The organism is Streptomyces sp. NPDC104831 (genome assembly GCF_055583025.1).
In genome coordinates this window covers 33,889-58,947 of the sequence record NZ_JBVJOT010000054.1, presented here as the reverse complement: position 1 = coordinate 58,947, position 25,059 = coordinate 33,889, and the positions used below count along the sequence as shown (strand labels likewise).

At 69.5% G+C, this 25,059-nt stretch carries 22 protein-coding genes and 1 pseudogene; 16 read left to right on the top strand and 7 right to left on the bottom strand.

Translation table 11 applies throughout. The annotated features are described in order from the left end of the window. Positions 1–91 precede the first annotated feature (91 nt). The 15 genes and pseudogenes from ACZ63H_RS30400 to ACZ63H_RS30330 form a co-directional block, all read left to right on the top strand. Positions 92–343, top strand: a pseudogene (locus tag ACZ63H_RS30400) (NF041680 family putative transposase); the annotation flags it as partial. A gap of 959 nt (positions 344–1,302) precedes the next feature. Further along, the gene (locus tag ACZ63H_RS30395; RefSeq protein ID WP_469870544.1) at positions 1,303–1,524 is read left to right on the top strand and encodes a hypothetical protein; all 222 of its coding nucleotides are present in this window, start codon (positions 1,303–1,305) and stop codon (positions 1,522–1,524) included. Between the two features lie 72 nt (positions 1,525–1,596). Further along, entirely contained in the window at positions 1,597–2,811 is a 1,215-nt protein-coding gene (locus ACZ63H_RS30390) for a tetratricopeptide repeat protein (RefSeq protein WP_469870542.1), read from the top strand. Beyond that, positions 2,798–3,988 (top strand): outer membrane protein assembly factor BamB family protein, encoded by a 1,191-nt coding sequence (locus tag ACZ63H_RS30385; protein ID WP_469870540.1) that lies wholly within the window; start codon positions 2,798–2,800, stop codon positions 3,986–3,988. The genes ACZ63H_RS30390 and ACZ63H_RS30385 overlap by 14 nt, the downstream gene beginning before the upstream one ends. After that, the gene (locus tag ACZ63H_RS30380) at positions 3,985–5,775 is read left to right on the top strand and encodes a M3 family metallopeptidase (RefSeq protein ID WP_469870538.1); all 1,791 of its coding nucleotides are present in this window, start codon (positions 3,985–3,987) and stop codon (positions 5,773–5,775) included. Before ACZ63H_RS30385 ends, ACZ63H_RS30380 begins: the two co-directional genes overlap by 4 nt. Next, positions 5,766–7,580 carry a M3 family metallopeptidase gene (locus ACZ63H_RS30375; protein ID WP_469870536.1) on the top strand — a complete coding sequence of 605 codons (1,815 nt, stop codon included), beginning with the start codon at positions 5,766–5,768 and terminating at the stop codon, positions 7,578–7,580. The genes ACZ63H_RS30380 and ACZ63H_RS30375 overlap by 10 nt, the downstream gene beginning before the upstream one ends. After that, a complete protein-coding gene (locus ACZ63H_RS30370) occupies positions 7,580–8,242 on the top strand; it encodes an O-methyltransferase (protein WP_469870534.1) in 663 nt (220 codons plus the stop codon). The genes ACZ63H_RS30375 and ACZ63H_RS30370 overlap by 1 nt, the downstream gene beginning before the upstream one ends. Before the next feature lie 34 nt (positions 8,243–8,276). Beyond that, a complete protein-coding gene (locus ACZ63H_RS30365) occupies positions 8,277–8,780 on the top strand; it encodes a hypothetical protein (RefSeq protein WP_469870532.1) in 504 nt (167 codons plus the stop codon). 2 nt (positions 8,781–8,782) lie between these two features. Beyond that, positions 8,783–9,430, top strand: coding sequence for a DUF6445 family protein (locus tag ACZ63H_RS30360; RefSeq protein WP_469870530.1), 648 nt, complete (start codon positions 8,783–8,785; stop codon positions 9,428–9,430). After that, complete coding sequence (locus ACZ63H_RS30355) at positions 9,427–10,137, top strand: pentapeptide repeat-containing protein (protein WP_469870528.1); 711 nt, start codon at positions 9,427–9,429, stop codon at positions 10,135–10,137. Before ACZ63H_RS30360 ends, ACZ63H_RS30355 begins: the two co-directional genes overlap by 4 nt. 40 nt (positions 10,138–10,177) lie before the next feature. Next, positions 10,178–12,019 (top strand): M3 family metallopeptidase, encoded by a 1,842-nt coding sequence (locus tag ACZ63H_RS30350; protein WP_469870526.1) that lies wholly within the window; start codon positions 10,178–10,180, stop codon positions 12,017–12,019. Beyond that, the gene (locus tag ACZ63H_RS30345; protein ID WP_469870524.1) at positions 12,016–12,774 is read left to right on the top strand and encodes an SDR family NAD(P)-dependent oxidoreductase; all 759 of its coding nucleotides are present in this window, start codon (positions 12,016–12,018) and stop codon (positions 12,772–12,774) included. Before ACZ63H_RS30350 ends, ACZ63H_RS30345 begins: the two co-directional genes overlap by 4 nt. A gap of 34 nt (positions 12,775–12,808) precedes the next feature. Then, entirely contained in the window at positions 12,809–14,080 is a 1,272-nt protein-coding gene (gene mpaD / locus ACZ63H_RS30340) for a daptide-type RiPP biosynthesis aminotransferase (protein ID WP_469870522.1), read from the top strand. Next, positions 14,077–15,522: an NAD(P)/FAD-dependent oxidoreductase gene (locus tag ACZ63H_RS30335; RefSeq protein WP_469870520.1), complete on the top strand. Its 1,446-nt coding sequence runs from the start codon at positions 14,077–14,079 to the stop codon at positions 15,520–15,522. Before mpaD ends, ACZ63H_RS30335 begins: the two co-directional genes overlap by 4 nt. 37 nt (positions 15,523–15,559) lie before the next feature. Next, complete coding sequence (locus tag ACZ63H_RS30330) at positions 15,560–16,882, top strand: glycosyltransferase family 4 protein (RefSeq protein ID WP_469870518.1); 1,323 nt, start codon at positions 15,560–15,562, stop codon at positions 16,880–16,882. A gap of 39 nt (positions 16,883–16,921) precedes the next feature. On the opposite strand, the gene ACZ63H_RS30325 is transcribed toward ACZ63H_RS30330, so the two are convergent. The 3 genes from ACZ63H_RS30325 to ACZ63H_RS30315 are packed head-to-tail and all read right to left on the bottom strand — an operon-like array spanning position 16,922 to position 19,520. Then, positions 16,922–17,722 (bottom strand): ABC transporter permease, encoded by an 801-nt coding sequence (locus ACZ63H_RS30325; protein ID WP_469870516.1) that lies wholly within the window; start codon positions 17,720–17,722, stop codon positions 16,922–16,924. A gap of 8 nt (positions 17,723–17,730) precedes the next feature. Then, positions 17,731–18,531, bottom strand: coding sequence for an ABC transporter permease (locus ACZ63H_RS30320; protein WP_469870514.1), 801 nt, complete (start codon positions 18,529–18,531; stop codon positions 17,731–17,733). Further along, on the bottom strand, positions 18,528–19,520 hold the full coding sequence (locus tag ACZ63H_RS30315; RefSeq protein WP_469870512.1) for an ABC transporter ATP-binding protein: 993 nt from the start codon (positions 19,518–19,520) through the stop codon (positions 18,528–18,530). The genes ACZ63H_RS30320 and ACZ63H_RS30315 overlap by 4 nt, the downstream gene beginning before the upstream one ends. Positions 19,521–20,128: 608 nt before the next feature. Between ACZ63H_RS30315 and ACZ63H_RS30310 the strand changes: the two genes are divergently transcribed. After that, positions 20,129–20,854, top strand: coding sequence for a class I SAM-dependent methyltransferase (locus ACZ63H_RS30310; RefSeq protein ID WP_469870510.1), 726 nt, complete (start codon positions 20,129–20,131; stop codon positions 20,852–20,854). A 652-nt stretch (positions 20,855–21,506) separates the two neighbouring features. Here ACZ63H_RS30310 and ACZ63H_RS30305 read toward each other — a convergent pair. The 4 genes from ACZ63H_RS30305 to ACZ63H_RS30290 form a co-directional block, all read right to left on the bottom strand. Continuing rightward, the gene (locus tag ACZ63H_RS30305) at positions 21,507–21,668 is read right to left on the bottom strand and encodes a hypothetical protein (protein ID WP_469870508.1); all 162 of its coding nucleotides are present in this window, start codon (positions 21,666–21,668) and stop codon (positions 21,507–21,509) included. Positions 21,669–21,939: 271 nt separating this feature from the next. Continuing rightward, positions 21,940–22,206 (bottom strand): hypothetical protein, encoded by a 267-nt coding sequence (locus tag ACZ63H_RS30300; protein WP_469870506.1) that lies wholly within the window; start codon positions 22,204–22,206, stop codon positions 21,940–21,942. A 205-nt stretch (positions 22,207–22,411) separates the two neighbouring features. After that, positions 22,412–23,788 carry a globin domain-containing protein gene (locus ACZ63H_RS30295; protein WP_469870504.1) on the bottom strand — a complete coding sequence of 459 codons (1,377 nt, stop codon included), beginning with the start codon at positions 23,786–23,788 and terminating at the stop codon, positions 22,412–22,414. A gap of 323 nt (positions 23,789–24,111) precedes the next feature. Next, positions 24,112–25,024 (bottom strand): IS5 family transposase gene (locus tag ACZ63H_RS30290; RefSeq protein ID WP_469870502.1). Its coding sequence is split into 2 segments (ribosomal slippage): positions 24,112–24,667 and positions 24,666–25,024, totalling 915 coding nucleotides; the frame shifts between segments, so codons are not numbered across the junction. Positions 25,025–25,059 lie beyond the last annotated feature (35 nt).

Genomic DNA, 25,059 nt, shown 5'->3' with positions numbered 1-25,059 from the left:
CCGTTACGACAAACGCGGGTACGTCTTCCTCGGCACCGCCACAGCAGCAGCCCTGGTCATCTGGCTGCGAACTTGATCGCCCGGACAAGTCCTAGCCGAGGACCTCCGCCGGCCCTGGGAACGCCGCGCCGAACCCCGCCGCCTGACCCCCGCCCGCGTCCGGCGCGGGTTTCGCAACCTCCGCGCCGCGACCGCGAGGCCGGCGGCCGCCCCAAAACCCACACGACCGGGCCCTGGACGACCTCCCGGCTCGAAGAACAAGCAGCGGGCCCCACGTCACGACGTCGGCAAGACGGCCAGACGCGCCGAATCGATCAAGGAACATCAAGCCCGACGACCATAAACGCCCAGCTGAGGCAGCGCAAGGCGGTTCTGGGACGTGGGCCGGGGCCTAGATTGGTGTTCTGGGCAGGTACGTCTCGATGACCCGAAAGCGGGTTGGAGGGAGACCATGCGGTGTCCGGGGGCCGGGGAGTGGGCTGACTGTGCAAACAGGGCGCCAAGACGCGCAAGGAGGCGGGCGAGGGGGAAGGGGTGATATTCGCGATGCCGGTCAGGGGAAGGGGTCTGTTGGTTTCGGGAGCATAGGCGGGACAGAGCACGGTCGGGTGGTGGGCTCCGGCCCCGGCGCGAACTCACCCAGAAGAAGCTCCGCCGCGGTGTCTACCGCTCCGTCCAGGCCCTTTCGGCTGGGTAAGTGGCGAGACACCCCACCCATGTGAGGGAGATGCCCAGTTCACGGCCTTCTGCAACACCCTTTAGCCGGTACGGACGCCGCCCTGCCGGGCGTCCCGCCGCCCGAGACCAGAAACCGCGTCGCCCCGCGCCGCAACACAGCCGGGTTCCGAAAGGATCAGAAAGCCATACATGGATCGTCCGGCAAGCGGCGGCAATGCGGCGACGGATCGCTGATTTCCAAAACCGGGGATCCGCTGCATACTTTGTCCCCTCGCTGACCGACCGTCGGAACGGCAGCACACCGCACGACGCCCGTGATCGACAGGACTACCGCTCCCGGATGTCGGCGGGTACCGCACTGGGCGCGGATCAGTCCTGACTGTGTTACCGCGCTTATTCAGGCCATCTTTGTCATCCGTCGCGATCAGCGATCACCCGCCGGAGCGTAGATCGGAAATGCTCGGTGCGATCTTGCAAATAGGAAGCATCCTTGCTGGTCGGCGCACTGGCGGCAGTGAGAGGCAGGAGATGATCGTTGCTGAAAATTCCTCGCGGAGATGTAACCGGGCGTGCCGGACGATCATATGCCGGCGCGCCTGTTGGTGTTGACCGAGGTGCCGACGCGTGCCAGCCTGCTTTCCGTCGTGTTGTCAGATCGCACTCAAGGCCGCAGAGAAGGGGGCAGTCGAGATGGGTGATCAGTTACTGCAGAAGGAACCCGCTTTCTTCCCGTTCGTCAGTGCGGAGATCTTCTTCGAGGCCGAGTCCGACGTCGAGGAAATCGATTTCGGAGACGCGCTCGACTCCGAGCTCGATGAAATGCTGCAGATCAGCGATTCGGAATGATTTGACGCCAGGAGGAGGATCACCGTCCGCTTCCTGGCGTCCCGCCTCCTCTCTGACGGGAATATCTTCTCGATGGAGTTCAAGCGCAACTCATTCCATGACACCATGACCGGCCTGGGCCGCGGCAGCCACCCGGAGTGCGATGCCGACATTTTCTCCCGGGCCTGCGTGGAATCCTTCGAGTCGTGCACATGGGCAGAGTTCGGCTATAGATTCACCCAGGTGTTCGAGCCTTCCGTGCTCTACGAGATTGCCCTGCTGGAAGGCGCCCCCTACGCCTCGCTCGCCGGCCTGGAAGACCGCGGCACCGAAGCTCTGGCCAGACTCGGCGGAATGCTCGACCAAGGTCCCGAACTCACTGTGGTCGAGCTGGTGAACGTAGCGTCCGCCTTGATCAGTATCTCGCGCTTCGAACTCGTACGGAACGTGCTCGCCATCCTTTCCAGGCGCAGTACAACGCCTCGAGAGGAATTCGAGATCGGATGGCTGGAGTTCGTCGTATCCAACCGGTGTGAAGGCGGCGCCGAATCCCCGGCCGCTTTCGAGCGGATGCGCCGGGCCGTCGACACGCGTGCGGTTCCGGTGAGCCGGATGCTGGACGCCTGCACCCAGGCCGTCGTGTGGTACGTCAAGCGCCGGGAGTTGCCGACCGCGGCCTTCGCGCGATGGCTGCGGCTCGGAATTTCGCTCAGCGGAACTCCGGAACTGATCGAACCCGGCGCTCTGTCGTCGTGGTACCGCGGTGTCGCCATGGTTCCCGCGGCGAGCGGGGACGCTGTGGCCACCCGCCGTGCGATGGACCGAGCCCGAGAGGCGGCCGCTGTACGCAGCGGAGGCGAGGCCCGGGCCACCGACCTGAATATGATCAAGACGTACTACGAATCCGCCATCAAGGAGTACCTCTATGTCCAGCGGGACATGGACGCGGCTGAGGAGGCAGGCAGGTCACTCATCGCGTTGGACCCCGTCTGGTCGGTCAGCTACGGAGAACTCGCGGAAGTCTATCTGCGGTCGAAACGAACAGAGGAAGCCGCTCAGTTGTATGAGCAGGCGGCCACGGCCGGGCCTCCGTACGTCGCGCACCATCTCCTGAAAGCGGCGATGTGCCGCGACCGGTGCGGAGACCACTCGCGCGCCATGGCGCATTTCGAGGAGCTGGCAGGCTTTGTCCCGCGCAGCCGACGGGTCATGTCGGCGGGCCTCGATCTGGCCCGCCGTCTCTCGCACCCTTCGGCGACGGCGTTCGAGCGCGGCCTACGGGAGATAGAGACCCATGCAGCCGATTGACGCGCCCGCGTTCCGCCACGATCCGCGGAAGGCGGTGCTCGAGTTGCGGACACCCACCGTCAACGCGTTCCACTTCGACCGCGAGCCGGTGGTGTGCGGTCACCACCGCTGCACACATCTGCGCGCGGACGGACAGCGGGTCGCCGTGCCGGTCTGTGCCACACCGGTCGCGGTATCCGGCCTGGGCGCTGTCTTCGCCACCTACGACGGGCGCGTCCGGCTCTGGGACAGCAGCCTGGAAAAACTTTACTGGGAGCGCCGGCTCGACCACGCGGTGTACGCCTCCCCGGTGGCCGACCCGGCTCGGCGGGCTGTCGTCCTCGCCACGACCAGCGGCCTCGTCCGGTCTTTCGATCTGCGCGGCCGGCCGCGCTGGACGGCTGAGGCGGGCGGGCCGGTGTACGCCACACCCACGCTGCTGCCCGACGCGGACATGCTCGTGATCGCGGCATTTGGCGGCCGGTGCGTCGGACTGCGGCTCGACACGGGTGCACAGGTGTTCGCCCGGGAGCTGCCGCGCCCGTGGCACGCCCGGTGGGGCGGCACGGCCGCCGATCGGGACCCGTACGCGAGCCCGGTGACACTCGACACCGGAGACGTGGCCGTCGGATGTGCCGAGCACGTGGTGTGCCTGGCCCCGGACGGGACGCGGCGCTGGTGCCGGGACCTGGGTAGCTCCGTCCGGGCGTCGCCGGTGGCCGTCCACTCCGAAAGCGCGGTCGCCGTGACGACCGTGGACGGCCGTTGCACCTTCCTGGACAGCCGCACCGGTGAGGAGCGGGGCGCCGTGGCGCTCGGCGGCAAGGTGGTGGGGAGCCCTGCGCTGTCCGGCACCGTCCTGGCCGCCGGGACTCAGGACGGCACCGGCTTCGGGATCGACGTGTGCACGCACGAGGTGCGCTGGCGGGTACCGGGCGCCGCGCCGCGCGATCACTCCTCGTACACCGTCACCCCGAGCGGTGGCTTCGCGGTGACGACGGCACGGGGCAACGTCCTGGGCCTCGGCCGGGACGACGGCCGGTTCCTGTGGGAGACCAGCCAGCTCCTCGGCCTCGCCGAGCACGACCCCGCGCTCGATGTCACGCCGATCGTGGCATCCGACGGAAACATGTACTGCGGGTCCTACTCCGGGATGGCCTACCGCTTCCGGTTCCGTCCGCGGCAGGACTCGCCATGACAGCCGCCACGCGCACCGAGGACAACAACCCGGTCGGCGCGGCCCTGGTCCGCACGGCGACCCGGTACCGCCGACTGGCCGCGCGGGACCGGCTCGCGGACGCCGAGGTGGAGGAGCTCGCGCTGCTGTCCGCGAACGCCGCCCACCTGCTCGCGTACGCCGAGGGAAACCAACGCCACCTCGGCCCCGCGCGCCCACTGCGGTCCGGCTGGCAGCGGCTGCTCGCCGACCCGGAAACCGACGCGGCACTGCTGGCCTTGCTGGAGAGCTCGGTGTGCGCCGGGGAAACCGCCGAGCGGACCCGGTGCGAGTTGCTGAGCCGGCTGCGCGAGCGGGCCGGCACCCGGAGGAGCCCGACGGCCGCGGAGATCGCCGCCGGATACCAGCGGGCGCGAGAGGCCCTCGACCGCGTGGACGAGGCGCAAGCGTCTTGGCTGGAGCGCCTCGGACTGCGCACCCGCGGGGCCGCACCCGCCGCCGTGTTCTCGCGGGTGGTGCGCGCGACGGCAGCGCCCACCACCCGCGAGAAGCTGGTGCGCGCCTGGGAAGCGCTGCGGATCCGGCACACCGGCCCGGTGCTGGAGCAGCTCGACGAGGTCCTCAGGCTGCGCCGTGAGCAGGCGCGTGCGGCGGGGGCGTCGAGCGTGGTCGAACGCACCCTGGAACGGTCGGCGGTGGACGAGGCGCGGGCCGCGGAGTTCATCGACGAGTACCTGGTACGCGCGGCGGACAGCACCAGACGTCTCGCGGCGCGCATCCGGGAGACGGCCGGCGCGACAGACCATCCGCTTGCTCACTTCAACACCTACGCGCGCACGGTGGCCGGCGGTGCCGCGCTGCCCGCCCTCCCGCTCGACGGCTGCCTGGACTACCTGACCGCTGTGACCCGAGACGTCCTCGGCATAGCGCTCACGCCGCCGGCTTCCGACCGCCGGGCCGAGCACATCGTCCTCGGAACCGCCGGCGGACGGGCCATCGGCGTCGTCTTCTTCGACCTGATGGAAACACCTCACCGCGACTCCGGCGACCGGACGGCGACCGCGCCCGTCGCCGCCCCGGCCGGGGCCGAGCGGGCCGAGGAACGGCCGGCAACGCTGCCCGAAGCGCGCGTGCTGTGCCGCTACCACTACGACGCCTCCGGCAGGCCGGTGGTCACCTTCGCGAGCCTGCACAGCATGCTGCACGAGTTCGGGCACGCGGTGAACCACTGGCTGCTGCGGCGGCACACCCCCAGCGACACCGGACTGGACTACCTGCCGATCGAGCGCATCGAGGACCTGAGCACCTGGTTCGAGAAATGGGCCTACCACCCGCGGCTCGCCGAACACCTCGGTCTCACCTCCGAGGACGCCGCCGGGCTCGACATCTGCGCCCGCATCAAGCGGCTGGAGTTCCGCAGCGCGAACCTCGACCGGGCGGTCGTCGCCGCGCTCGACTTCGACGTCCACCGGCGGGACTCCGGCGGTTACTCCGACTCCTTCCGCCGGCTCGACGGGCGCTTCCACCTCGGTGGCCTGTGCGGCCTCGGTACGATCGCCGGCTACCTGATGTCGCCGCTCTGCCAGGCCTACCCCGGCGCGAGCTTCACCTATGCGTGGGGAGCCGCGTTCGGTGCCCAGGCCTTCGCCCCGTGGCTGGTCACCGGCCCGGGCGGCGGCCACGCTGCGGCACGAGCGCGGGCCGACCGGATCCTCGCACCGTGCTTCGACCCGGACGCCCCCAGCGAGACGCCCGAACTCGACCCCCTGTTCCGGTTCTACGACGCGAGCGGTGAGCCATGCCTGTAGACCTGCCCGCCATTCCCGTGGGTGCGAGCCTCGCCGCGACGGATGCGGCCCTGGACGCGATGATGACACGGCTGCGCGCCCTGCTGGACCCGGACGACCTGGGCGAGGACGCCTTCGTCGAAATCTGCGCGATCTACAACAACGTCGCCTACCTCTTCCTCTATCTGGAGTCCAACGAGGCACACGTCGACTACAAGCGGCTCCTGCCCTGGCGGGACGCGTTCCACCGCGACGCCGGTACGGACGCCAAGCTGCTCGACCGGCTCCTGACACTGCGTTGCGCCGACCCGGAGGCCGAGGAGGCGCGCACCGCCTACATCGCCGGGCTTCGCGCCAAACTCACGACCGGACACGGGCACGACAATGACAGCCGGGAGCGGCTGCTCGCGGAGGCCAAGGACATCCTCGACGGAATCCGGCAGGACAGCGCCCTGCTGCTGAGGCGCCTGGGCAGCACCAGCGGAGCCGCCAACCCTAACGCCGTCTTCTACAAGCTGGCCGGCTCCACGGACAGCGCGGCGACGCGCGCCAAACTGGGTCGCGTGTGGCGCGCCACACGCGACCGCCGACTGGGCGACCTGGTCTCGGTGGTCGATCGCATGGTCGACGCGCGGCGGCGGGAGAGTCGGGAACAGGGCGCGGACTCGGTGCTGGCGGGCACGCTGCGCCGGTGCCGGGTCTCGGAGGAGACAGCCTGGCGCCTCGTCGAGCAGTACCTGACCGGCTCCCTGGAACACCAACGGGGGCTCGACTGCGAGGTCCTGGCCGCCACCGGCGCCACGGACCAGGCCATGGACCACTTCGGCCACTACGTGCGCGGCCTCCAGGCAGGCCGGGAGGTCCCGCTGCTGCCGGTGGAGGGCTGTCTGTCCTTCATCCAGCACGTGGCACTGCGCCTGTTCGGTCTGACGCTCAACGAGTCACCCGTACGGTCGACGCCCCAGGTGCGTGCCTTCGACGTCGCGCTCGACGGACGCCTCATCGGCCAAGTGAACCTCGACCTGTGGGAAACCGGCTCCCGACGCCGCACCGCCAACACCACGAAGGGAATCCGCAACCGGACGCAGTGGAAGGACATCGTGCAACTGCCGGTCGCCTATGTGTCCTGCAGGTTCCGCCGGGCCGCGGACGGTTCGAACCGCATCACCTTCCAGAACGTGCACAGCCTCTTCCACGAGTTCGGGCACGCCGTGAACCACCTGCTGATCCGCAAGCGGCTGCCCACCCGGTCCGGACTGGAGTACCTGCCGCTGGAACGGCTGGAAGATCTGAGCATGTGGTTCGAGAAGTGGGTGTACCACCCGCAGTTCGCCGACCACCTCGACCTGTCACCGGCCGAGCGGGACGGCCTGCGGCTGTGCCAGGACGTCAAAAGGCTGGAATACCGTCGCTCACACCTGGACCGCGCCGTCACCGCGGCTCTCGACTTCAGGCTGCACTGCAGTCCCGACGAGGGGATCGAGGAGGTGTTCCGGCGACTCGACGAGGAATACGGCATTGGCGCGCACTGCACGCTGGGCGACTTCCCGCCGTACTTCACCTGGCCGATGTTCCAGGCCCACCCGGGTGCCAACTTCGCCTACCTGTGGGGAGCCGGCGCCAGCGCGCAGCTGTTCGCCCCCTTCCTCGGCACGGCTATCGAGCATGCCGGCGAACCGGAGAGGGTGCGGGAGACATTCTCCCCGTGCTTCGAGTTCGACCGGCCCAGCGTCGTGCCGGACATGGCAGGCGTGTTCGCGTTCTACGAAACCCCGCCGCGCTCCGGAGCAGCACACGCACCGGCAGGGGAAGGAAAGGCAGGGTAATGCCCCCCTCAGCGAGTTATCTCCGTGCGGTGTTCCCGCCCCGGGAGAAGCTGCTCGACGCCATCCTGCGCGATTCCCTGCTGGCCGGCGGTCTGCGGCCGATGCAGATCGACGACGACGCGGCGCGGGTCCTCCAGCTGCTGACGACGCTTCACCGCCCGCGACGGGTCGTCGAGATCGGCACCTACATCGGCTACTCGGCGATCCACATCGCCCGCGGACTGCCCCCCGGCGGCCACCTGGTGAGCCTGGAGGCCGACGCCGGCCTCGCGAATCTCGCACGGGACAACCTGAAGACGGCTGGCGTAGCCGACAGGGTGGAGGTCGTGACCGGCCCTGCCGCCGACCATCTCACCGAGCTGGCCCCGGAAACCCTGGACATGGTGTTCATCGACGCGGACAAGGTCTCCTACTCCGCCTACCTCAGGCTCTGCTTTCCGCTGCTCCGCCAGGGCGGGCTGCTGGTGGCCGACGACGCGCTCCCCGACGGCGACTTCAGCAGCGAATCCCCGGACGACGGCGGGGCCGGAGCGCTCCGCGCGATCAACGCGTACAACCGGGCAGCCGCCCGCAGCCCGAGACTGCTGTCGGCCTTCATCGGCACCGGCAACGGCTTGATGGTCAGCTGCAAACTCGGTGAACAGCTCCGTGACACCTGCTGAAGGGACATCCGCCGCCGACCCGGAGGGCGCTGACATGCGGAAGACGATCGAGGTCGTCGACGACTTCTACCGTGATCCCCATGCCCGGCGCGAGCAGTTGCTCGCCCGGGGCACGGCCGCGTCCGGCGCCGCGGCGCCGGACGCCGAAGCTCGGACGCGCCTGGCCGAGCTGCTCGGGTGTACCGAGGTCGAACTGCCGGAGGTGACCGGCCGGCTCACCCACGTCGGTGCCGACGGGCAGGAGGGGGCGGCTCCGTACGCCTACGACAGCGCGTGGGCCGCTCTCGTGTACCTTGCACCGCCGGAGGCCGGTTTCCCCGGCGGCATCGGGTTCTACCGCCTCGCGGCAGCCGTCGGCGCACACCCGCGCGCACAGCGCTGGGAGGAGACCGCGTACGTGCCGTTGGCCTTCAATCGGGTGGTGCTGTTCCGCGGCGCGGTGGCCCACCGGTACACCGCCCGGGGCATCGACCGCGAACCGGTGGACGACCGGGTGGCCCAGCTGTTCCTCTTCGACGAGCCGGACGGAGGGCGGTAACGGTGTCCAGCAAGGTCATCGTCGTCGACGACTTCTACGCCCGACCCGACGCGGTCAGGGCCAAGGCGCTCAGCTCGCGTTTCGGCAGGATCGAGCCGTCCGAATACCCCGGCTTCGTCAGCCGGCTGGTCGTCGAGTCACGCTCGTTGGAGCAGGTGTTCGCCGAACTCATCGGCGCAGAGTTGAAAGTCGAGCGAGGCCGGTTCACCTGGGGCGGTTTCCGCTACATCACCGAGAAGTCCGGGCAGTCGGCGGTCGTGCACGCCGATACGGCCGTGGACTGGGCGGGGATGGTCTACCTCACGCCGGACGCCCCGATGAGCGCGGGCACCGCGTTCTTCCGCCACCGGCCGACCGGCCTGTCCTCGCCGCCGACGGACCGCGAGGCCCGCGCCCTGGGCTACGCGGACGCCAGGGAGTTCGACGACCGGGTCATCCGTCCGGACAGGGCCGACCCGTCGCGGTGGGAGCAGATAGCCCGGATCGGCCCGGTCTACAACCGGCTCATCCTGTTCCGGGGATGCCGGCACTACCACGCGCCGATGGGCGGCTTCGGCGACAGCCCGGAGACCGCGCGGCTGACCCACATGTTCTTCGTCAACGAGCTGCCGCCGGTGGGCCCGGTCGCACACGAGGTGACGGCGACATGAGGGCGTCACCGCCGAAGGCGGAACCGCTGCCCACAGCGCCGTCGAGACGCCTCGTCGACATCGCCGTGCACGCCTGCGCTCCGGGCGCCGACGTACGGGACTTCTTCTTCGTCCCCGTCGATCCCGTGGTCCTGGCCGTGCGCGGAGCGGCAGCCGTGGTACGCGACGCACTGGACAGCAGTCTTACCGCGCACACCGCGGCGGACGCGGCCCGTATCGCCGGCACGCTTCAGGCATTCGTGCTGGTCCAGCAGCCGGACACCGGACCGTGCAGACGCTGGGTCGTCGACGGGTGGCGCCTGCTGCGGGCCGGCGCCGCGGGGGCGGACCTGCGCGGCGCACCACTGCGGGGTGCCGCTCTGCAGGCCGCCCGGCTGGACTCGGCCGACCTGTCCGAGGCCGACCTCGCCGGAGCCGACCTGACCAAGGCCGACCTTTCCCGCGCGAACCTCACCGGCGCCGACTTGACGGCGGCCTGCCTGTTCAGCGCCGGCCTGCGGGAGGCGGACCTGACCGAGAGCGCGCTGTGCCGCGCCGACCTCCGCCACGCCGACCTGCGGGATTCGACGTGCGTCCGGGCCACACTGCGCGGCGCCGACCTGCTGGACGCCTTCCTCGGGAACCTCGATGTGTCGACGGCCTTCACCTCGGGCGCCGACGTCGGCCGGGCCGACTTCCTCAACGGCAGGGTGGTGCCGGAATGGTGACCCGCCCGCCCAGCCCCGCAGTCGCAGCACGGAGGTGCGCATGACGACGATCACCACCCGCAGGCCGAGCTACCGCGGCAACCTGCCGACCATCGCGGCGGATCTGGCCACCGGCTTCCGCCGCCTGTGCCTGCTGCTCGGGCAGGACGGTACCCCGGCCGGGCACGGCGGCCGGGTGCTGAGCGCCGAGGCGCTGCGCGAGATCGTCGTGATCTACTCCAACGCCTCCACGACCTTCGCCTACCTGGAAGGCAACCAGCGGTACGAGGACTACCGGCACCTGCTGGACTGGCAGGCGGCCTACTTCCACGACCGGGACCTGGCCGCCACGGCCGAAAAGGCCCTCGCGGCGGCGGGTCCGTTCCCCGACCGGGAGGACGAGAAGCTGCGGCTGAGGTGGCTGACATGGTTCGCCGGGCTTCGGCAGACGCCGGAGCCGGTACGGCGGCGCCAGGCCGGACTCGAGACGGAGATGCGTGAGGTTTTGCGGCGCATGGACGCCCACCACCGTGAGTTCCTGCAGCGCCTCGGGATCACCACCGTCGCGGCGAGCCCCTCGGTGGCACTGGCTCAGACGGCCAGCCGCCTCCGGGACTCCCGGACCAGGACCAAGCTCACCACGGCCTGGCGGCGGCACTGCGAGCCTGACGCCGCCGCGCTGGTACGGATCCTCGACGAGGCCGTCGACGTACGCCGGGACGCTGTCGGCGCGGGGCAGGACGGACCCCCCACCGTACTGGCACAGACCTTCCAGCGGTGTTCCTTCCCCCCAGGGGAAGCCGGTTCCTTCCTGCGTGAGTTCGTGCTCCGGGCCCGGGACGGCCAGCGCGAGTTGGAGTCCGCGATCCGAGCGGCGACCGGGTGCGCGGAACGCCCGATGGATCACTTCGGGCGCTATCTGCGGACGCGTGTGCAGGGGGGCGGTGCGCCCGCGTTCCGGCTGGAGGCGTGCGTGGAGCTGCTGGGCACGCTGGCCCGTCGAGTGCTGGGTGTCCGGCTCACCGCGGCCCCGGAGCAGGCCGCGCATGCCCTGACCTTCCGAGTGGACCGCGGAGGCGAGGAACTGGGCAGCATCGACTTCGACCTGCTGCGCCCCGGCGCACCCGACCCCCGCCCGGCCCCGGACCCGCAGCCCGCCGGGTACACGGAGCCGGGGCCGGCCAAGGCGAAAGCGCACGTGCTGTGCCGGGTGCACCCCGAGGCCGCATCGCGCACCGGCACGAGCAACGGCCTCGTCAGTTTCGCCGCCGCGGAAACGATCTTCCACGAGTTCGGCCACGCCCTCGGCCACCTGCTGCCCTCCCACCGGGCGCCGAGCGAGTCAGGGATCGGGCATCTGCCCCTGGAACGCCTTGAATACGCCAGTACTTGGTGGGAGCGCTGGCTGTACCACCCGGACGCCGCCGGCGTGCTGTGCCCGGATGACGACGCACTCCAGACCCTGTCCCGCGCCCGGCAACTGAGAGCGCTGGAGACCTGGAGCACCACCCTGCAGTGCGCCGTGGCCGCCGCGGTCGACATGGAAGTGCACGGCAGCCCGACGGGTGGCCACCGGGAGGCCTACGAACGTCTGAGCCGGGAATTCTCGCTCGGGGACCACTGCGCGTTCGCGGACCTTCCCGGCTACTTCACCCACCTGACGTGGCAGGCCGCCCCCGGTGCGGGATTCCTCTACCTCTGGGGAGCCGCCAGCAGTGCCGAGGCCTTCGAGCGGTACCAGCGGGTCCGCATCGCCGACCTCCCCGCTGCCGGGCCGCACGACGAGCCCGACCGGTTGCGGCCCGACCCGGCCCTCCGCAGCCCCCGACCTCGAGTCGAGCCGTACTTCGCGTTTCTCCGTACCGCCGTCGCGGACGGCCCCATGGAGGTGGCTTACCCGTGAGCAGGAAGAAGGCCGTCGTCATCGGCGCCAGCCACGGATGGGGCGCCTACCTCGCGGGCCGGCTCGCCGAGGAGGACTGGGAGGTCACCGCGGTAGGACGCCGGCCGGACCCCGACCTGACCGACAGCGCCGCGCTGCGCTACCTGCGAGCCGACCTGGCGACCGAGGACGGCTACCGGGCCGTGGAGCGGCAACTGCGGGAGCGGGCTCCCGCGCTGGTCGTCTACAACGCCGTCTCCTACGGCCCGCGCGACGCGCGGCTGCCTCCGCTGGCGGACCTGGAGGCGACGTTCAGGATCAACGCCCTGGTGCCGTACCACCTCCTGCTCAACCACGTGAACCAGGAGTCGTCGGCGGAGTTCTGCACCTATGTGGTCACGAACTCGGACTCGATCTACCACGCCAACAAGTACTCGGGGATCTACGCCGCGAGCAAAGCGGCCCTGCGGGTGCTGACCGGAGCACTGGCGAGCGCCTGCCAGTCCCGCCGGGCCGCCGCCGCCACCCTGTTGCTCGGGCCCCTGGCCGACAAGGAGAACTTCGAGAAGCTACGGGAGGTGGCCGAACGGACGGGGGCGGACCTCGACGTGGTCACGCGCCGGTATCTGGTCAAGTCGAACCAGGCATACGTGATCGACTCGTTCCTGTCCTACGAGTCCTGCGTGAAGAGCGTGCTGATGATCGCGAGCCTGGGCCGGGACGCGAACGGAATGCTGTGCAAAGTGGACGGCGGCTCGTCCGGGTCGCTGGTATGACGGCCGGGGCGAGCACCCCGGAAATGGAGGCAGGATGACGACGTACCAGCCGTTGTGGCCGCTGCTCACACCTCCCGACCAGCAGGGCCGCGAGGACCTCTGCGCGAAGTCCGCCCGCGGCGTCCGCGTGACCCTGGCCGACGGCCGCGAACTGCTGTGCGCCACCAGCGGACTGTGGAACTCCAACCTCGGATACGGCAACCCCGCCGTGGCCCGAGCGGTCGCCGCCGCACTGCACGAGGCTTCCTACCTCAGCGCCTGGAACGCCGAAAACGTCCAGGCGCGACAGGCCGCGGCCGACCTCGTCGAGCTCGCCGGAGCCGGCCACTACGGCAGGGTGCTGTTCTCCACGTCCGGCGGCGCGGCGAACGACCTGACGATCAAACTGGTACGCCAGTACCAGGTGCTGCGGGGCAGGGCCGACCGACGCGGGATCCTCGCCCTGCGCAACGCCTTCCATGGGCTGACGTTCGGGGCCGCGGCACTCACCGACGCGCACCTCGGGCAGCAGATGTACGGGGTGGATCGCCGCCTGGTCGCCCACGTGCCGGCGAACGACGGGGCCCGGCTCGAGGCCGCGCTGGAGCGCTACGAGGGGCGGATCGCCGCGCTGTTCGTCGAACCCGTCCTAGGCTCCGGAGCCGTCCCCCTCAGCGAGGAATTCGTCGCCGACATCCTGCGACTGCGCGGGGAGCACGGGTTCGTACTGGTCGCCGACGAAGTGTCCACCGGCTTCGGCCGCACCGGCGGCACAGTGTTCGCCAGTGACCTCTGGCCCGAGCCGCCCGATGTACTCGTCACCGCGAAGGCACTGACGAACGGCACGCTCGCGGCGTCCGCAGTCATCGTCTCGCGCGAGATAGCCGAGGCCTTCCTGGCGCCCGACGTGCTGCTCGGCCACGGCGAGACGCAAGCGGGCACACCGGCGGTGGGCGCGGCGATCAGCGCGACGGTGGCGGAGCTGCGCCGGCTGGACAGCCCCGCGCTCAGCGAGAAGACCGGCCGGCGGCTCGGCAGCGAACTGGCCGCACTGGCGGCCGAGCAACCCGCCATCGCCTCGGTCACCGGCAGGGGATGCATGTGGGCGCTGCACCTCAGAGCGCCGGACGGTGCGGCGCCGATGGCGCAGCAGGAGGTGTCCGAGCTGGTCCGCGCGATCCGCGATGCGGGGGCGATCGTGCACCCGGGTCCGCACTGCCTCCAGCTGATCCCCGCCCTCGTGTACACGGACGCGGAGATCGACGAGTTGCTGGCGATCCTCCGGAGGGGTTTCGACAGCCACCTGGCGACGGGCGGCCGGCGATGACGGCGGCCTATGACATCGTCATCGTCGGCAACGGCATCCTCGGGACCGCGAGCGCACTCGAACTCCTCAAGGCCGACCCGGCGCTGCGCGTCGCGGTCGTCGGCCCGGCAGACCGTCCGGGCGGCGCGTCGGCGGCCGCCGGGGCGATGCTGAGCTGCTTCGGTGAGGTGACCCATCGAACGCTGGCCAGCGAGCCCGGCCGCACCAGGCTGGAGTTGTCGCTGCGAGCACTCGATGACTGGCCCGCCTGGCTCGGCGAACTCAACGACGGCCTCCCGCCCGAGCGGCAGCTCACCATCCGCGAAGGCAGCTATGTCCTGTTGAACAGCTACGGCGGCCGGCTCGACAGCCTCAACTACCGGGCGATCGTGGATGCGGTGCGCGGCTACGGCCGCAAGTCGGAAGTACTGCCGCTGGGTGAGGTCCCGAACCTGGACCCGGCGGTGAACGCCCGGCCATTGGAGGCCTTGTACCTGCCCCAGGAGGGTTCCCTCGACGCTCGTGCCGTTCTCGACGCCGCGACCGAGGCGGCCGGACGGCGCGGCGTGACCGTGTACGACGACAGCGTCGTCGGCTGGCGGCAGAAAGACGGACGCGCCCAGGCCGTCGTGCTGCGGTCGGGGGGGACCCTCAGCGGCGGTCGCTTCCTGGTCGCCGCCGGTGCCTTCACCCCCGCGGTGGTCGAGAACCTGACGGACCCGTCGGCTCCGATGATGCCCGTTCTCGCCGGCGTGGGGGTGGCCGTCACCTGCGAGGCGACCTCATCGGGGCTGCGGCAGGTGGTCCGGACGCCGAACCGGTCGGGTGGCTGTGGGCTGCACCTGGTGCCGGGCGACGGCACGGTGTACGTCGGCGCGACGAACGACGTGCTGCTCGAGCCCGGCGCCTGGTCGAGCCTGGGCATGGCGCACTTCCTGGCCGGCGGGGCAATGGAGCAGTTCGACCGGCGGCTGTTCGGCAGTTCGGTCATAGCGTGGCACGCGGGCAACCGGCCCTTGCCCTTGGACGGCTACCCTGTCGTCGGCCGGTTGTGGCAGGACAACGTCTGGGTGCTGTCCGGCACCTACCGCGACGGCTTCCATTGCGCGCCGGTCCTCGCGCGCCACGCGGCAGATCTGGTCCGCGGCGGTTCCGGTGTGCTCGGCCACGACTTGTTCGTCCCGCTACGGCCGCCACTGCGCTCCCTGAGCCGGGAGCAGGCGGTCGACGAGATGGTGCTGCACTGCGTCTCCCAGTTCTACCAGTACGCTCCGCGCCTGGCTCCCTGGATGAGGGTCACCGAGGGAATGGAGGTTCAGGTACGCAGGAAAACCGAGGCCACCTACCGCGAGCTGGACACCGAGATCGGTCTAGCCCCGGAGCTGCTGGAGCTGCTCAACTGGGGCAAGAGCCGGAAACAGGCCCTTGCGGCATTCCGTCGTTATCTTGCTTCCGTGGCATGAATTCGCGGACAGCACACAGGCGTGACAAGGGAGAAATGTGGCGAAGAAAAGGCTGGGGATCATCATATGCGCACATGACGGGATATCCAGTATCTACGGAGGCGTCGGTGCGGCCACCGACGCCTACTTCGAGAGTGTGGACAGGCTGCAGCGTGAGCTCCATGCGGAGTACGAGATCCGCGTGTGGGCGATCACGCCCCGGATCGCCGAATCGAACGCCGGCTTCAGCCGTGTGCAGCTCCGGAAGATTCGTGGCATCTGCCAGGGGACCGGGGGCGATGTCCTCGAATGCTGCCACGTCTCGGATGGGGTCGACCAGTATGGTGATGCCAGGAACTGGGCCGTTACCTCCCCGACCGCAGCGCTACTGGCCTACCAGGTTCTGAAGGAGTACAGGCCTGTCGACGCCATCGTCATCGCCGAATGTACTCCGTTTGCGAAAACGCCGGACATCCTTCGGAGGCATGTCGACTTCGATATAAATATGCGCGCTGTCTGGACTCCTCATTCCACCACCTTGATTGAAGAGCGCGGCAGATACAACACCGCCAGACTGCATTTCGAACTGAACGCGATCAGAAGCATCAATTCCGCCCCCGGATTGTTCGTCGGCTACATCGGCCCCTATATGCGTGACCATCTCGAACGCGACTACGGTGTCCTGCCGAACAAATTGACGCCCTTGGTCAATGGGGTGACGAAGAGGGCGGTTCCTTTCTATCCGCAGGATGACATACGCAGCGCCTTGCTGCAGCGGGGGATTCCCACGGACAAACCGCTCGTCTTCTCTTTCGGCCGGGGTATGCATTACAAAGGCTTCGACATATTCATGCGGGCCGCAAGGGAACTGGAAGATCTGGACTGCCACTTCGTCCTTCAAGCCGCGGTGCCGTCGATGGACTTTCCTATCGTGGCAGATCTCAAGAAAATGCAGCACCCGAACATCACTGTGCTGTTCGACCTTGATTTCGTCCTGCCGAGACAGCTGATGCAGTGGGACAACACCGAGCTGGTGGCCGTGCTGTCGCGGGTCGACGCCCAGTCCCTGGTGCCGATGGAGGTCCGCTCGTACGGCAAGGCCCTCATCCTCGTGTCCGACAGGGACGGACTGCCCCGACAGGTCCACGACGGGCAGGACGGCTTCGTCACCGACCTGCGGGTCGAGGAGGTGGCCCGAACGATGCGGGAGATCCTGCGCATGCCCCCGGCGCGCAAGGCCGAGATCGCGGCTGCCGGAGCCCGCCTGGTCCGGGAGGAGTACGACATGTCGAAGAACTTCACTGCCGCGATCGTGCGGCTCCTGGGACGCGGCCCGGCGGCCCACCGCCCGCCGGGCGGTCAGGCGGACTCCGTCACCTGACCACGCCTCCGCGTCGTGCCGGGCACGGCGGGACGACGGTCAGTGCCCGCTGCTCTCGTAAAACCTGGACTGCCGCACCCAGAACCGGTACGCCGCATACATCAGCAGCACGCCCGCAGCCGGCGCGCCCCAGCCGAGCCAGCCGGGAACCGCCAGTTCCTCCTCCCGGTTGAGCAGCATCGTCGCCGGCAGGTAGGCGACGAAGGCGAGAGGGAAGAGGAAGGTGAACGCGAAGCCGGCCGCCGACCCGAAGATCTTCAGGGGATAGTTCCCGAAGTCGTTGAAGATCGTATCGATGGTGAGCCTGATCGGCATGGTCTGCTTCATCGTGAACGCCAAGGCGCAAGCGGCCAGTTGCAGCGCCCCTTCCACCAGTGCACCCCCGACGACCGCCAGCACGAGATAGGCCACGGCCGCCGGCGACCAGTCGACCGGAGCCCGGCTCGAGGCGAGGGCCAGCAGAGCCACGCCCCCGATGAGGTCGCCGAGCGCGGTCAGCCGCAGCCGGCGGCCGAGTAGTTGCACGAGCGGCGGGGCGGGCCGCACCAGATAGCGGTCGTACTCGCCCCCGACGATCACCTCGTCGACGTAGATGAGCTGGTTCCCCGGCGTGGCCCACAACGAATGGGCCATCAGGCGCATGCCGTAGAGGAAAGCGATCTCGTCGAGCCCCCAGCCGCCGATCGTCCCGAAGCGCTCCAGCACGGCCCACAAGAAGGCGAGCCCGACGCCCTGGTAGAATAGCCCGCCCACGATGTTGACCCATAGGTTGCCGCGGTACTGGAACTCGGCACTGAAAGCCGCGGCGACGAGCAGCCGGTAGGTGCGGAACCAGCGCATCGGCGACCTCAGCCGCCCTGCACCAGCACGCGGAGCCGCGCCCGGTACCAGACCCCGGCCGTGAGGACGCTCAGCGCCGCGGCCCACAGCACCTGCACCCCGAGAGCCGCACCGACCCCGCTGCCCTCGATCCGCCCCAGGTAGACAGCCGCGGGGACATAGCTGGTGGCCTGGAAGGGCAACGCCTGGGCCACGGCCTTGACCGGGCCCGGCATGAACCAAAGCGGCACCAAAGCACCCGAGAAGAACTGGGTGACGAAGCGGTAGACCATGCGCAAGCCACTGATCTCCAGCGTCCAGAAGGCGACCATACCCAGCAGCAGCAACAGCAACTGGTTCACCACCAGAGCACCCGCCAGCGTCACTGGGTAGGCGACCGCGGCCACCGCTGAGGCCGGGGCTTGGGCAGTCCCGATCAGCAACGCGAACGGCAGCGCGATCAGCAGTGCCGGGACCGAGGCCGACGCCCTGCCGAGTTGTCCGGCCAGCATCTGGGCCGGGAACCCCACCGGACGCAGCAGATCCACCGCGACCTTGCCGTCCCGCACGCGCTGCTCGATCGGTGACGACTGCCAAGGGCTGAACAGCGTGTACTGAACGGTGGCCAGCGTCGCGTACGCCGTCATCGTCCGAAGCCCGACGCCACCTACCGCTGCGCGCTCGCCGTAGAAGGCCGCCCACACCACCCGCAGCAGGAAGATCTGCAGCAGCATCATCACGAACACCGACAAGTACGCCGAGCGATACGCGAGCGCGACCTGGAACTCCACGCGGGCGACGGCGAAACACCGCGCAAGGCGCCCGGTCATCCGCGATCCTGGTAGATCCGATGGATGACGCTCTCCAATTCCGGCTCCACGATGGCCAGATCCGTCACCTCGCAGCGGGCCAGCACCGCGGCGATCAGCTCGGCCGGCCGGGTGCGCACCGGATCGAACCGCAGCCAGACCCGCCCTTCCTCACGCTTGACGACCTCGGCGTCGTCGACCTCGACCAGTTCCCGTGTCTCCACGACCAGCTCTCGGTAGGGCGCGTAGCGAGCCTTGAGTTCCGACACGCCGCCGTCGTAGACGACCTTGCCCCGGTCGATCATCACGATGCGCTCGCAGAGCTGTTCGACGTCGTCGAGATCATGCGTGGTGAGGACGACGGTGGTGCCCGAGGCGCGGTTGAGCTCGGCGACGAAGCGGCGGATGCGGTCTTTGGCGACGACGTCGAGACCAACGGTCGGCTCGTCGAGATAGAGGATCTGCGGGGCGTAGAGCATCGCGGCGGCCAGATCGCCGCGCATCCGCTGGCCGAGCGAGAGCTGACGCACCGGAGTGTCCAGGAAGGGCCCGAGGTCCAGCAACTCGGTGAAACGGTCCAGTTGGGCGGCGTACCAGGTCCGCGGCATGTCGTAGAGCCTGCTGATCAGCACGAGTGACTCGCGCAGCGGAAGGTCCCACCACAGCTGGCTGCGCTGGCCGAAGACCACGCCGACCTGCCTGGCGTTGCGCTCCCGCGCCCGCCACGGCGTCACCCCGGCCACCGTCACCCGGCCCGAGGTCGGCACCAGGACGCCGGTGAGCATCTTGACGGTCGTGGACTTACCGGCCCCGTTGGGTCCCAGGTAGCCGACCACCTCGCCGGGCTCGATGGAGAAGCTGACGCCGTCCACCGCCCGGTGCACCGTCTGCCGACGCGTGAACAGGGCCCGCAAGCCCCCGAACGCCCCTTCCGGCACCACCGGCCTGCGGAACTCCTTGACCAGATCCTCCACCTCGATACGAGCGTCACGTGGCAATGTGGCATTCATTCCTTCGAGGTCCGTCACTCCGGCTGCGCACGGTGGGGTCACGCACCGAGTTGCGGCGCCCGGGCCGGGTTTCCGGCCGGACGCTGAAGCGTTCACTTGACCGAGATAAGGTCGGAGAGGCGGATGAGCCCCATGGCCGGGTTCCTGAAACCCGCCATGACCAAGGTAAGCCTGTGAGGCCTCTCCGTGCCAGACCGCATCACGCACTCGGTGGAGCCTCGTTCCGTCGACCCGCCGGCTTCCCGGCACACATCTGTATGAGTCCCGCCGAGGAGCACCCTCGACAGGTCATCTCCGTAACGACGCACCGCAACACAAGTGACCCTCGAATCGCGTGCGGCGCGGCGCGTCCAGTGAGCGCGGGTGTCAGCGAAGACCCGGGCGCGCTCCTTTCCTTCCGCGGCGAACCGCCCACCCGCCCAGCGGAGGCAACCGGCCCTCCCCCACCGCCAGACGCGGCGCACCGCTGTCAACAAGGCCGTGAACACCCAGACCAGGCACGCCCTGACCGCAGCCGTCGTAAGCTCGGCCGCCCTCGCCCCCACCAGCCAGCTGCGTCAGGCGAAACTCGGTAGCTCTTCGAGGTCGACTCGCATACGTTCGGCCGCATGGCTGACGACTGCTTCGGGCATCCGCGGCTCGCCGCGATCTACGATCCGCTCGACCCCGACCGCAGCGATCTCGATGCCTATCTCCGGATGGCGGATGAGTTCGGGGCGCGCCAAGTTCTGGACATCGGTTGCGGCACCGGGGTGTTCGCGCTTCGCCTGGCCGACCGCGGGATCGACGTCGTCGGTATCGATCCCGCCCAGGCATCCATCGACGTCGCCCGGGCCAAACCGGGCAGTGACCGAGTGCGCTGGATCTGCGGTGATGCCGCAGCCATCCCGTCACTGCAGGTCGACCTCGCGACGATGACAGCGAATGTCGCCCAGGCCATCGCTGATCCGGGCACCTGGCAGACGACGCTGCAGGGAGCCTGCGCGGCACTACGGCCCGGCGGGCACCTGGTCTTCGAGACCCGCGATCCGGCCAGGCGTGCCTGGGAAGAGTGGAGCCGCGACAACTCCTACCGCAGGACGGGCATCCCAGGCATCGGCACTGTCGAGTACTGGGTCGAGTTGATCGAGGTGAGCTGGCCTCTGGTGACGTTCCGCCAGACCTACGTTTTCGCAGCGGACGGACAAGTGCTGACGTCGGATTCGACGTTGCGCTTCCGAGATCGCGACGAGATCGAGACGGATCTGGTCACGCACGGCTACGTGGTGCAGGACGTGCGCGATGCGCCCGACCGGCCAGGCGCAGAGTTCGTCTTCCTCGCACGACGCGCCTGACCCAGTCCAGGACAAGCGGTGGTGAGCAGCCGTTTTCGCGTCTGGACGCGCCGCGCTTTGCCCGGCGCGTCGTCGAGCAGCAGGCGGCACGGCAACCGGCCCTCCTCGACCGGTGGATCTCGGATGAGGAACAGCGCCAGGCCGAACGGCGCCGTGCTCGGGAGCGGCGGCCGGAGCCGGAGCAATGGCTGATCCAGTACGGCTTGAACCGCTCCAACGCCGACGGCGTGCACACCGGTGACTGCTGGGCCGCCGCCAGAGCGGCCGGTGCCGCCCCGCCACCCGGCAGCAGGCGCGCGACGCCCTGCTTAGTCGGGTAGCCGGATCACGTTGCCGTGACCCGGCTACCCGACTAAATGGCCGAGCCCCGGCGCGACGGGCGGTCTGCGCCGGGGCGGCTGGCACGGTTGGGGTCAGTCCGGCCTGCTGTCCTTGGTCACCTCCTCGTGGGTGGGATCGACATGCTCGTCGTGCTCTTCTGCGGACTCGTCGGTCGTTGGTTGCTCGTCTCCCTCTCGAGTCCCGGTCCTTGGCTGATGCCAGGCGTAGGCGCTGGCCAGTTGGAGCACGGCGAGTGCCGTGGTCCAGACTGCGGTGGCTCGTCGGCCGACGCTCATGACCGATGCGGCGGCCAGCAGCAGTGCGGAGACGGTCAGCAGCCGGCTGAGGGTCCGGATGCCTTGACCTTACGATCCTGGTTGTGATCGTTACCCGGAGCCGGCAGAAGCGCGGTGTGCACCGTCATCGCCAGCAGGGCGAAGGTCTGGAGGAGGAAAGCGAACATCAGCAGTGCGGTGTAGCTGGAGTCGGACACGGTCCCCCTCTTCTAGGTGGTGAGGGCGCGCTGGTGCGCCGTAGGGGGACTTTGACGGGGGCTGTTGTTAGCGCCGCAACTGTGCGAGTGGCGGTCCGCGGTGAAGGCCGGTACTCGGTGGTGTCCGCGGGGCAGGGCCGGAGCATAGGAGCATCTCCAGTCCCCGGTCCGGCCAGGCGAGGGCCGGGCCGGGGAGGTGTGCGCTGCCCGCGGCGGGGGCGTTCGGCTTGGGCCGTGCGCGCCGAGCGGGCGGTTCGCATCAGCCTCGCGGTCAGGTGCGGGATTCGCAGGTCCGGCGATCGAGGTGCTCGAGGACGGCCGTGGCGGCTTGGAGGAGGGTACCGGTGAGGAGGTCGAGTTCGTCCAGCTTGGCCAGGGCCTCGGCCGGCTTGAGTTCACCGAGTCGGCTGAGCTGTGTTCGCTCGCTCGCGCCGGCGTGAGCGGCGTGTTTCGTGGCTTCCGCACGCAGCCCGGCGAGGAGTGTGTCGGCCAGTTGCTGTGCGGTCCGGAGGGGACGGGGCCGGTGCTCGGCGATCATCACACGGAGCCAGCGGGGCCATGCCTCCGGCGTCTCCAGTTGGGGCCTGTCGGTGGAGCACACACCGGTACGAGGTGCACTGGCCGGCGTTGCATGCCCCGGGGCTGCCCGGGCACGGCTTCCGTCAACCAGCTGACGGCTGCCACGACAGTTTCCCTTGACAGTGGAGTCGCATGCAGGCGGCGCTGTGCGATCAGGCAGCGCATCACATCGGCAGGGGCGCCGGACCGGCGGGCAGAGCGACAGCGGACGGGACGCGGAGCGGCTGTCCAGGGGGTGCCGCCCTCCCGGCCGGTCCGGCCCCTGCCGCGCTCCCTCGCACGTCCTGGGCTCCGGCCGACGGCAGGTCGTGACGGAGGTGTTCGGCCGGCAGTCCGGCACGGACGAGGGCGCCCGTCACCGCGCTCACGGCAGTCGGCGGCCCGGCCACGAGGGTGGGAGCGGCCACCGGGAAGAGACACTCGGCCACGGCCTGGACCAGGCGGTCACGGGTCCGTTCCTCCGGTGCGGCTCCGGCGATCACCGGCACCACGGTCAGCCACGGGCGGCCACTCGCGAACGTGGTCAGGTAGTCGGTGTCGTACAGGTCGGACAGCGTTCCGGCACCGATGAGGAGCCGCACCGCGCAGCCCCGGTGTTCCGATCCCGTGCCCATTCGGGCGTCCAGTTCCCGCAACAGCGCCTTCATCGCGGCCCAGCCGGTGTCCCAGGCCACCAGCCGTAGTTCCCCCAACGGCTCGTCTCCGAGTGTCAGGTTTCCCTTCGGTGGTCCGATCCGCACTTCGTCCCCGATCGACGTGTGGCGCACCAGGGCGTCACTCACCCCGCCGGGCCCGGTGCGGCGGACATGGAACTCCAGCTCCTCCTGGCCGGGTGCGCCGGCCGGATAGTACGGGCGCCAGGTGTGCGGCAGTCTCGCGGACTCCAGCGTGACGTACTGCCCGGCGCGGTACCGGAAGGTCTCGTGCGGCCGCAGCCGGAGCACCGCGAGGTCCGGACCACGCAACTGGTGCGCCGTCACCGTGACACGCCAGCACGGCGGTTCGTGCAGCGCCGCGTCCGCGCCGCGCACCATGGCCGTCACACCGAGGCGCAGCATCCGCACCCACGCCCGTTCCAGCTCCACGTGCCAGCGCTCGCCGGCCTGGATGCGCAGCGCTGCGCACAGCGCTGCCTCGAACGCGGCGTACTGCGCCGGCAGCAGACCGAGCTTGCGGTGATCACGGCCGAGCTGGGTGAAGGTCCGGGTGATGTCGTCGGGCCGGTCCAAGTGCTCGATCAGGTACGAGAGAGCCCGTGCGAGATGGGCCCTCTGGAATTCCATCGAGGCGGGGAAGAGCGACCGCAGCGAGGGATGCCGCGCAAACAGTGCCTGGTAGAGGTGGGTGATCAGCTCCTCGAAGGGGGCCACCAGGCCCAGGTGGTCCATGATGGTCCGCTGGTCGGCGCCGCCGTCGTACGGTTCTCCGGCCGACTGCTCCTGCGCGTCCGCGGTGTTCCCCGGGGTGAGCAGTCGACGCCGCAGTCGCATCGCCTCGTGCCGGGCCAGAAGCGTGTGGTAACTCCGGTCGTTCGCACTCATGATCAGAACCCCGTCCGCGTCTCACGGCCCATGCCGGTGACCCGCCCGGCACACGGGGCCGGGGGGACCGGCGCGCCACTCGGAGGCTGGCAGAACAGTCGAGGCATCGGTGAACTCCTAGGAAACGAAGAAAGGGGTGACGGCCCTCAGGCGCCCCGACCGGGACGCGCGACGCCCACAGAAACCGCAGGCCAGTATGACACTACGGACATATGCCCCAACGTCCCTGGTGAGACGGGCCGTTGGGCCCTTGCGCCGACCCGTGGTGACAAGAGGCACCGGGCCCAGGTGGCCGGCCGGGCGCAGCCCGAGGGGGCGGGCCACTAGAGCCTGTCTGACAAAGGATCTTGGGCGGGTTCGCGGAGCCAGAGGATGAGCGAGGCGAGTTGGAGTCCGGCTTTGTAGCGGTTGGCCAGTTTGTCGAAGCGGGTGGCGATCGCGCGGAACTGTTTGAGGCGAGCGAAGCAGCGTTCGACGACATTGCGTTTCTTGTAGAGCTCACGGTCGAAGGTCGGTGGCCTGCCGCCGGCCTGTCCACGCCGTACGCGGTTGGCCTTCTGGTCTGTGCGTTCCGGGATTACTACCCGGATACCCCGGTCTCGGAGGGCTTGTCGGATGGCGCGGGAGGAGTACGCCTTGTCCGCGATGACCGCGTTGGGTCGGCAGCGGGGGCGTCCGGCGCCTGCTCGGGGCACTCTCAAAGTGCCCATGACGGTGTCGAAGACGGTGGAGTCGTTGACGTTTCCGGGTGTGACGACAACGGTCAGGGGCAGGCCCCAGCCGTCGCAGGCGAGGTGGATCTTCATGGTCAGTCCGCCGCGGGACCGACCGAGTGCCTGGTCGTTGCCTGCGAGGTGTGCCGGGTCCTCTCGTTCATCCCTGCTGGTGTCCTTGCTGCACGGCATGCTGGTGCGCGCGGGCGATGGTGGAGTCCACCGATACCGTCCACTTCACCGTGCCGGCTGCGTCCTGGTGTACCTGGACGTGTTCGAGCAGCTTCGCCCAGGTGCCGTCCGTCTCCCAGCGGGCGAAGCGTTCGTAGATGGTCTGCCAGGGGCCGTAGCGGTCCGGCACGTCCCGCCAGGGTGTGCCGGTCCGCAGGCGCCACAGCACGCCGTTGATGACCTGCCGGTGGTCCCGCCACGGTCGTCCCCGCCCGTCAGTTCTCGGCAGCAGAGATGCTATCCGCTCCCACGCGGTTTGAGTCAGTTCGCCCCGGTGGACGACAGGATCCATGCTCGGACACGTCCTCGTCCGTCCGGTGGGGGCAT

Coding starts and splice junctions, on each gene's coding strand:
- ACZ63H_RS30365 (WP_469870532.1), top strand. CDS start 8,277: ATGCGGAAGACGATCGAGGTCGTCGACGACTTCTACCGTGATCCCCAT.
- ACZ63H_RS30295 (WP_469870504.1), bottom strand. CDS start 23,788: ATGAGTGCGAACGACCGGAGTTACCACACGCTTCTGGCCCGGCACGAG.
- ACZ63H_RS30355 (WP_469870528.1), top strand. CDS start 9,427: ATGAGGGCGTCACCGCCGAAGGCGGAACCGCTGCCCACAGCGCCGTCG.
- ACZ63H_RS30310 (WP_469870510.1), top strand. CDS start 20,129: ATGGCTGACGACTGCTTCGGGCATCCGCGGCTCGCCGCGATCTACGAT.
- ACZ63H_RS30320 (WP_469870514.1), bottom strand. CDS start 18,531: ATGACCGGGCGCCTTGCGCGGTGTTTCGCCGTCGCCCGCGTGGAGTTC.
- ACZ63H_RS30325 (WP_469870516.1), bottom strand. CDS start 17,722: ATGCGCTGGTTCCGCACCTACCGGCTGCTCGTCGCCGCGGCTTTCAGT.
- ACZ63H_RS30380 (WP_469870538.1), top strand. CDS start 3,985: ATGACAGCCGCCACGCGCACCGAGGACAACAACCCGGTCGGCGCGGCC.
- ACZ63H_RS30385 (WP_469870540.1), top strand. CDS start 2,798: ATGCAGCCGATTGACGCGCCCGCGTTCCGCCACGATCCGCGGAAGGCG.
- ACZ63H_RS30350 (WP_469870526.1), top strand. CDS start 10,178: ATGACGACGATCACCACCCGCAGGCCGAGCTACCGCGGCAACCTGCCG.
- ACZ63H_RS30300 (WP_469870506.1), bottom strand. CDS start 22,206: ATGATCGCCGAGCACCGGCCCCGTCCCCTCCGGACCGCACAGCAACTG.
- ACZ63H_RS30315 (WP_469870512.1), bottom strand. CDS start 19,520: ATGAATGCCACATTGCCACGTGACGCTCGTATCGAGGTGGAGGATCTG.
- ACZ63H_RS30375 (WP_469870536.1), top strand. CDS start 5,766: ATGCCTGTAGACCTGCCCGCCATTCCCGTGGGTGCGAGCCTCGCCGCG.
- ACZ63H_RS30370 (WP_469870534.1), top strand. CDS start 7,580: ATGCCCCCCTCAGCGAGTTATCTCCGTGCGGTGTTCCCGCCCCGGGAG.
- ACZ63H_RS30390 (WP_469870542.1), top strand. CDS start 1,597: ATGGAGTTCAAGCGCAACTCATTCCATGACACCATGACCGGCCTGGGC.
- ACZ63H_RS30335 (WP_469870520.1), top strand. CDS start 14,077: ATGACGGCGGCCTATGACATCGTCATCGTCGGCAACGGCATCCTCGGG.
- mpaD (WP_469870522.1), top strand. CDS start 12,809: ATGACGACGTACCAGCCGTTGTGGCCGCTGCTCACACCTCCCGACCAG.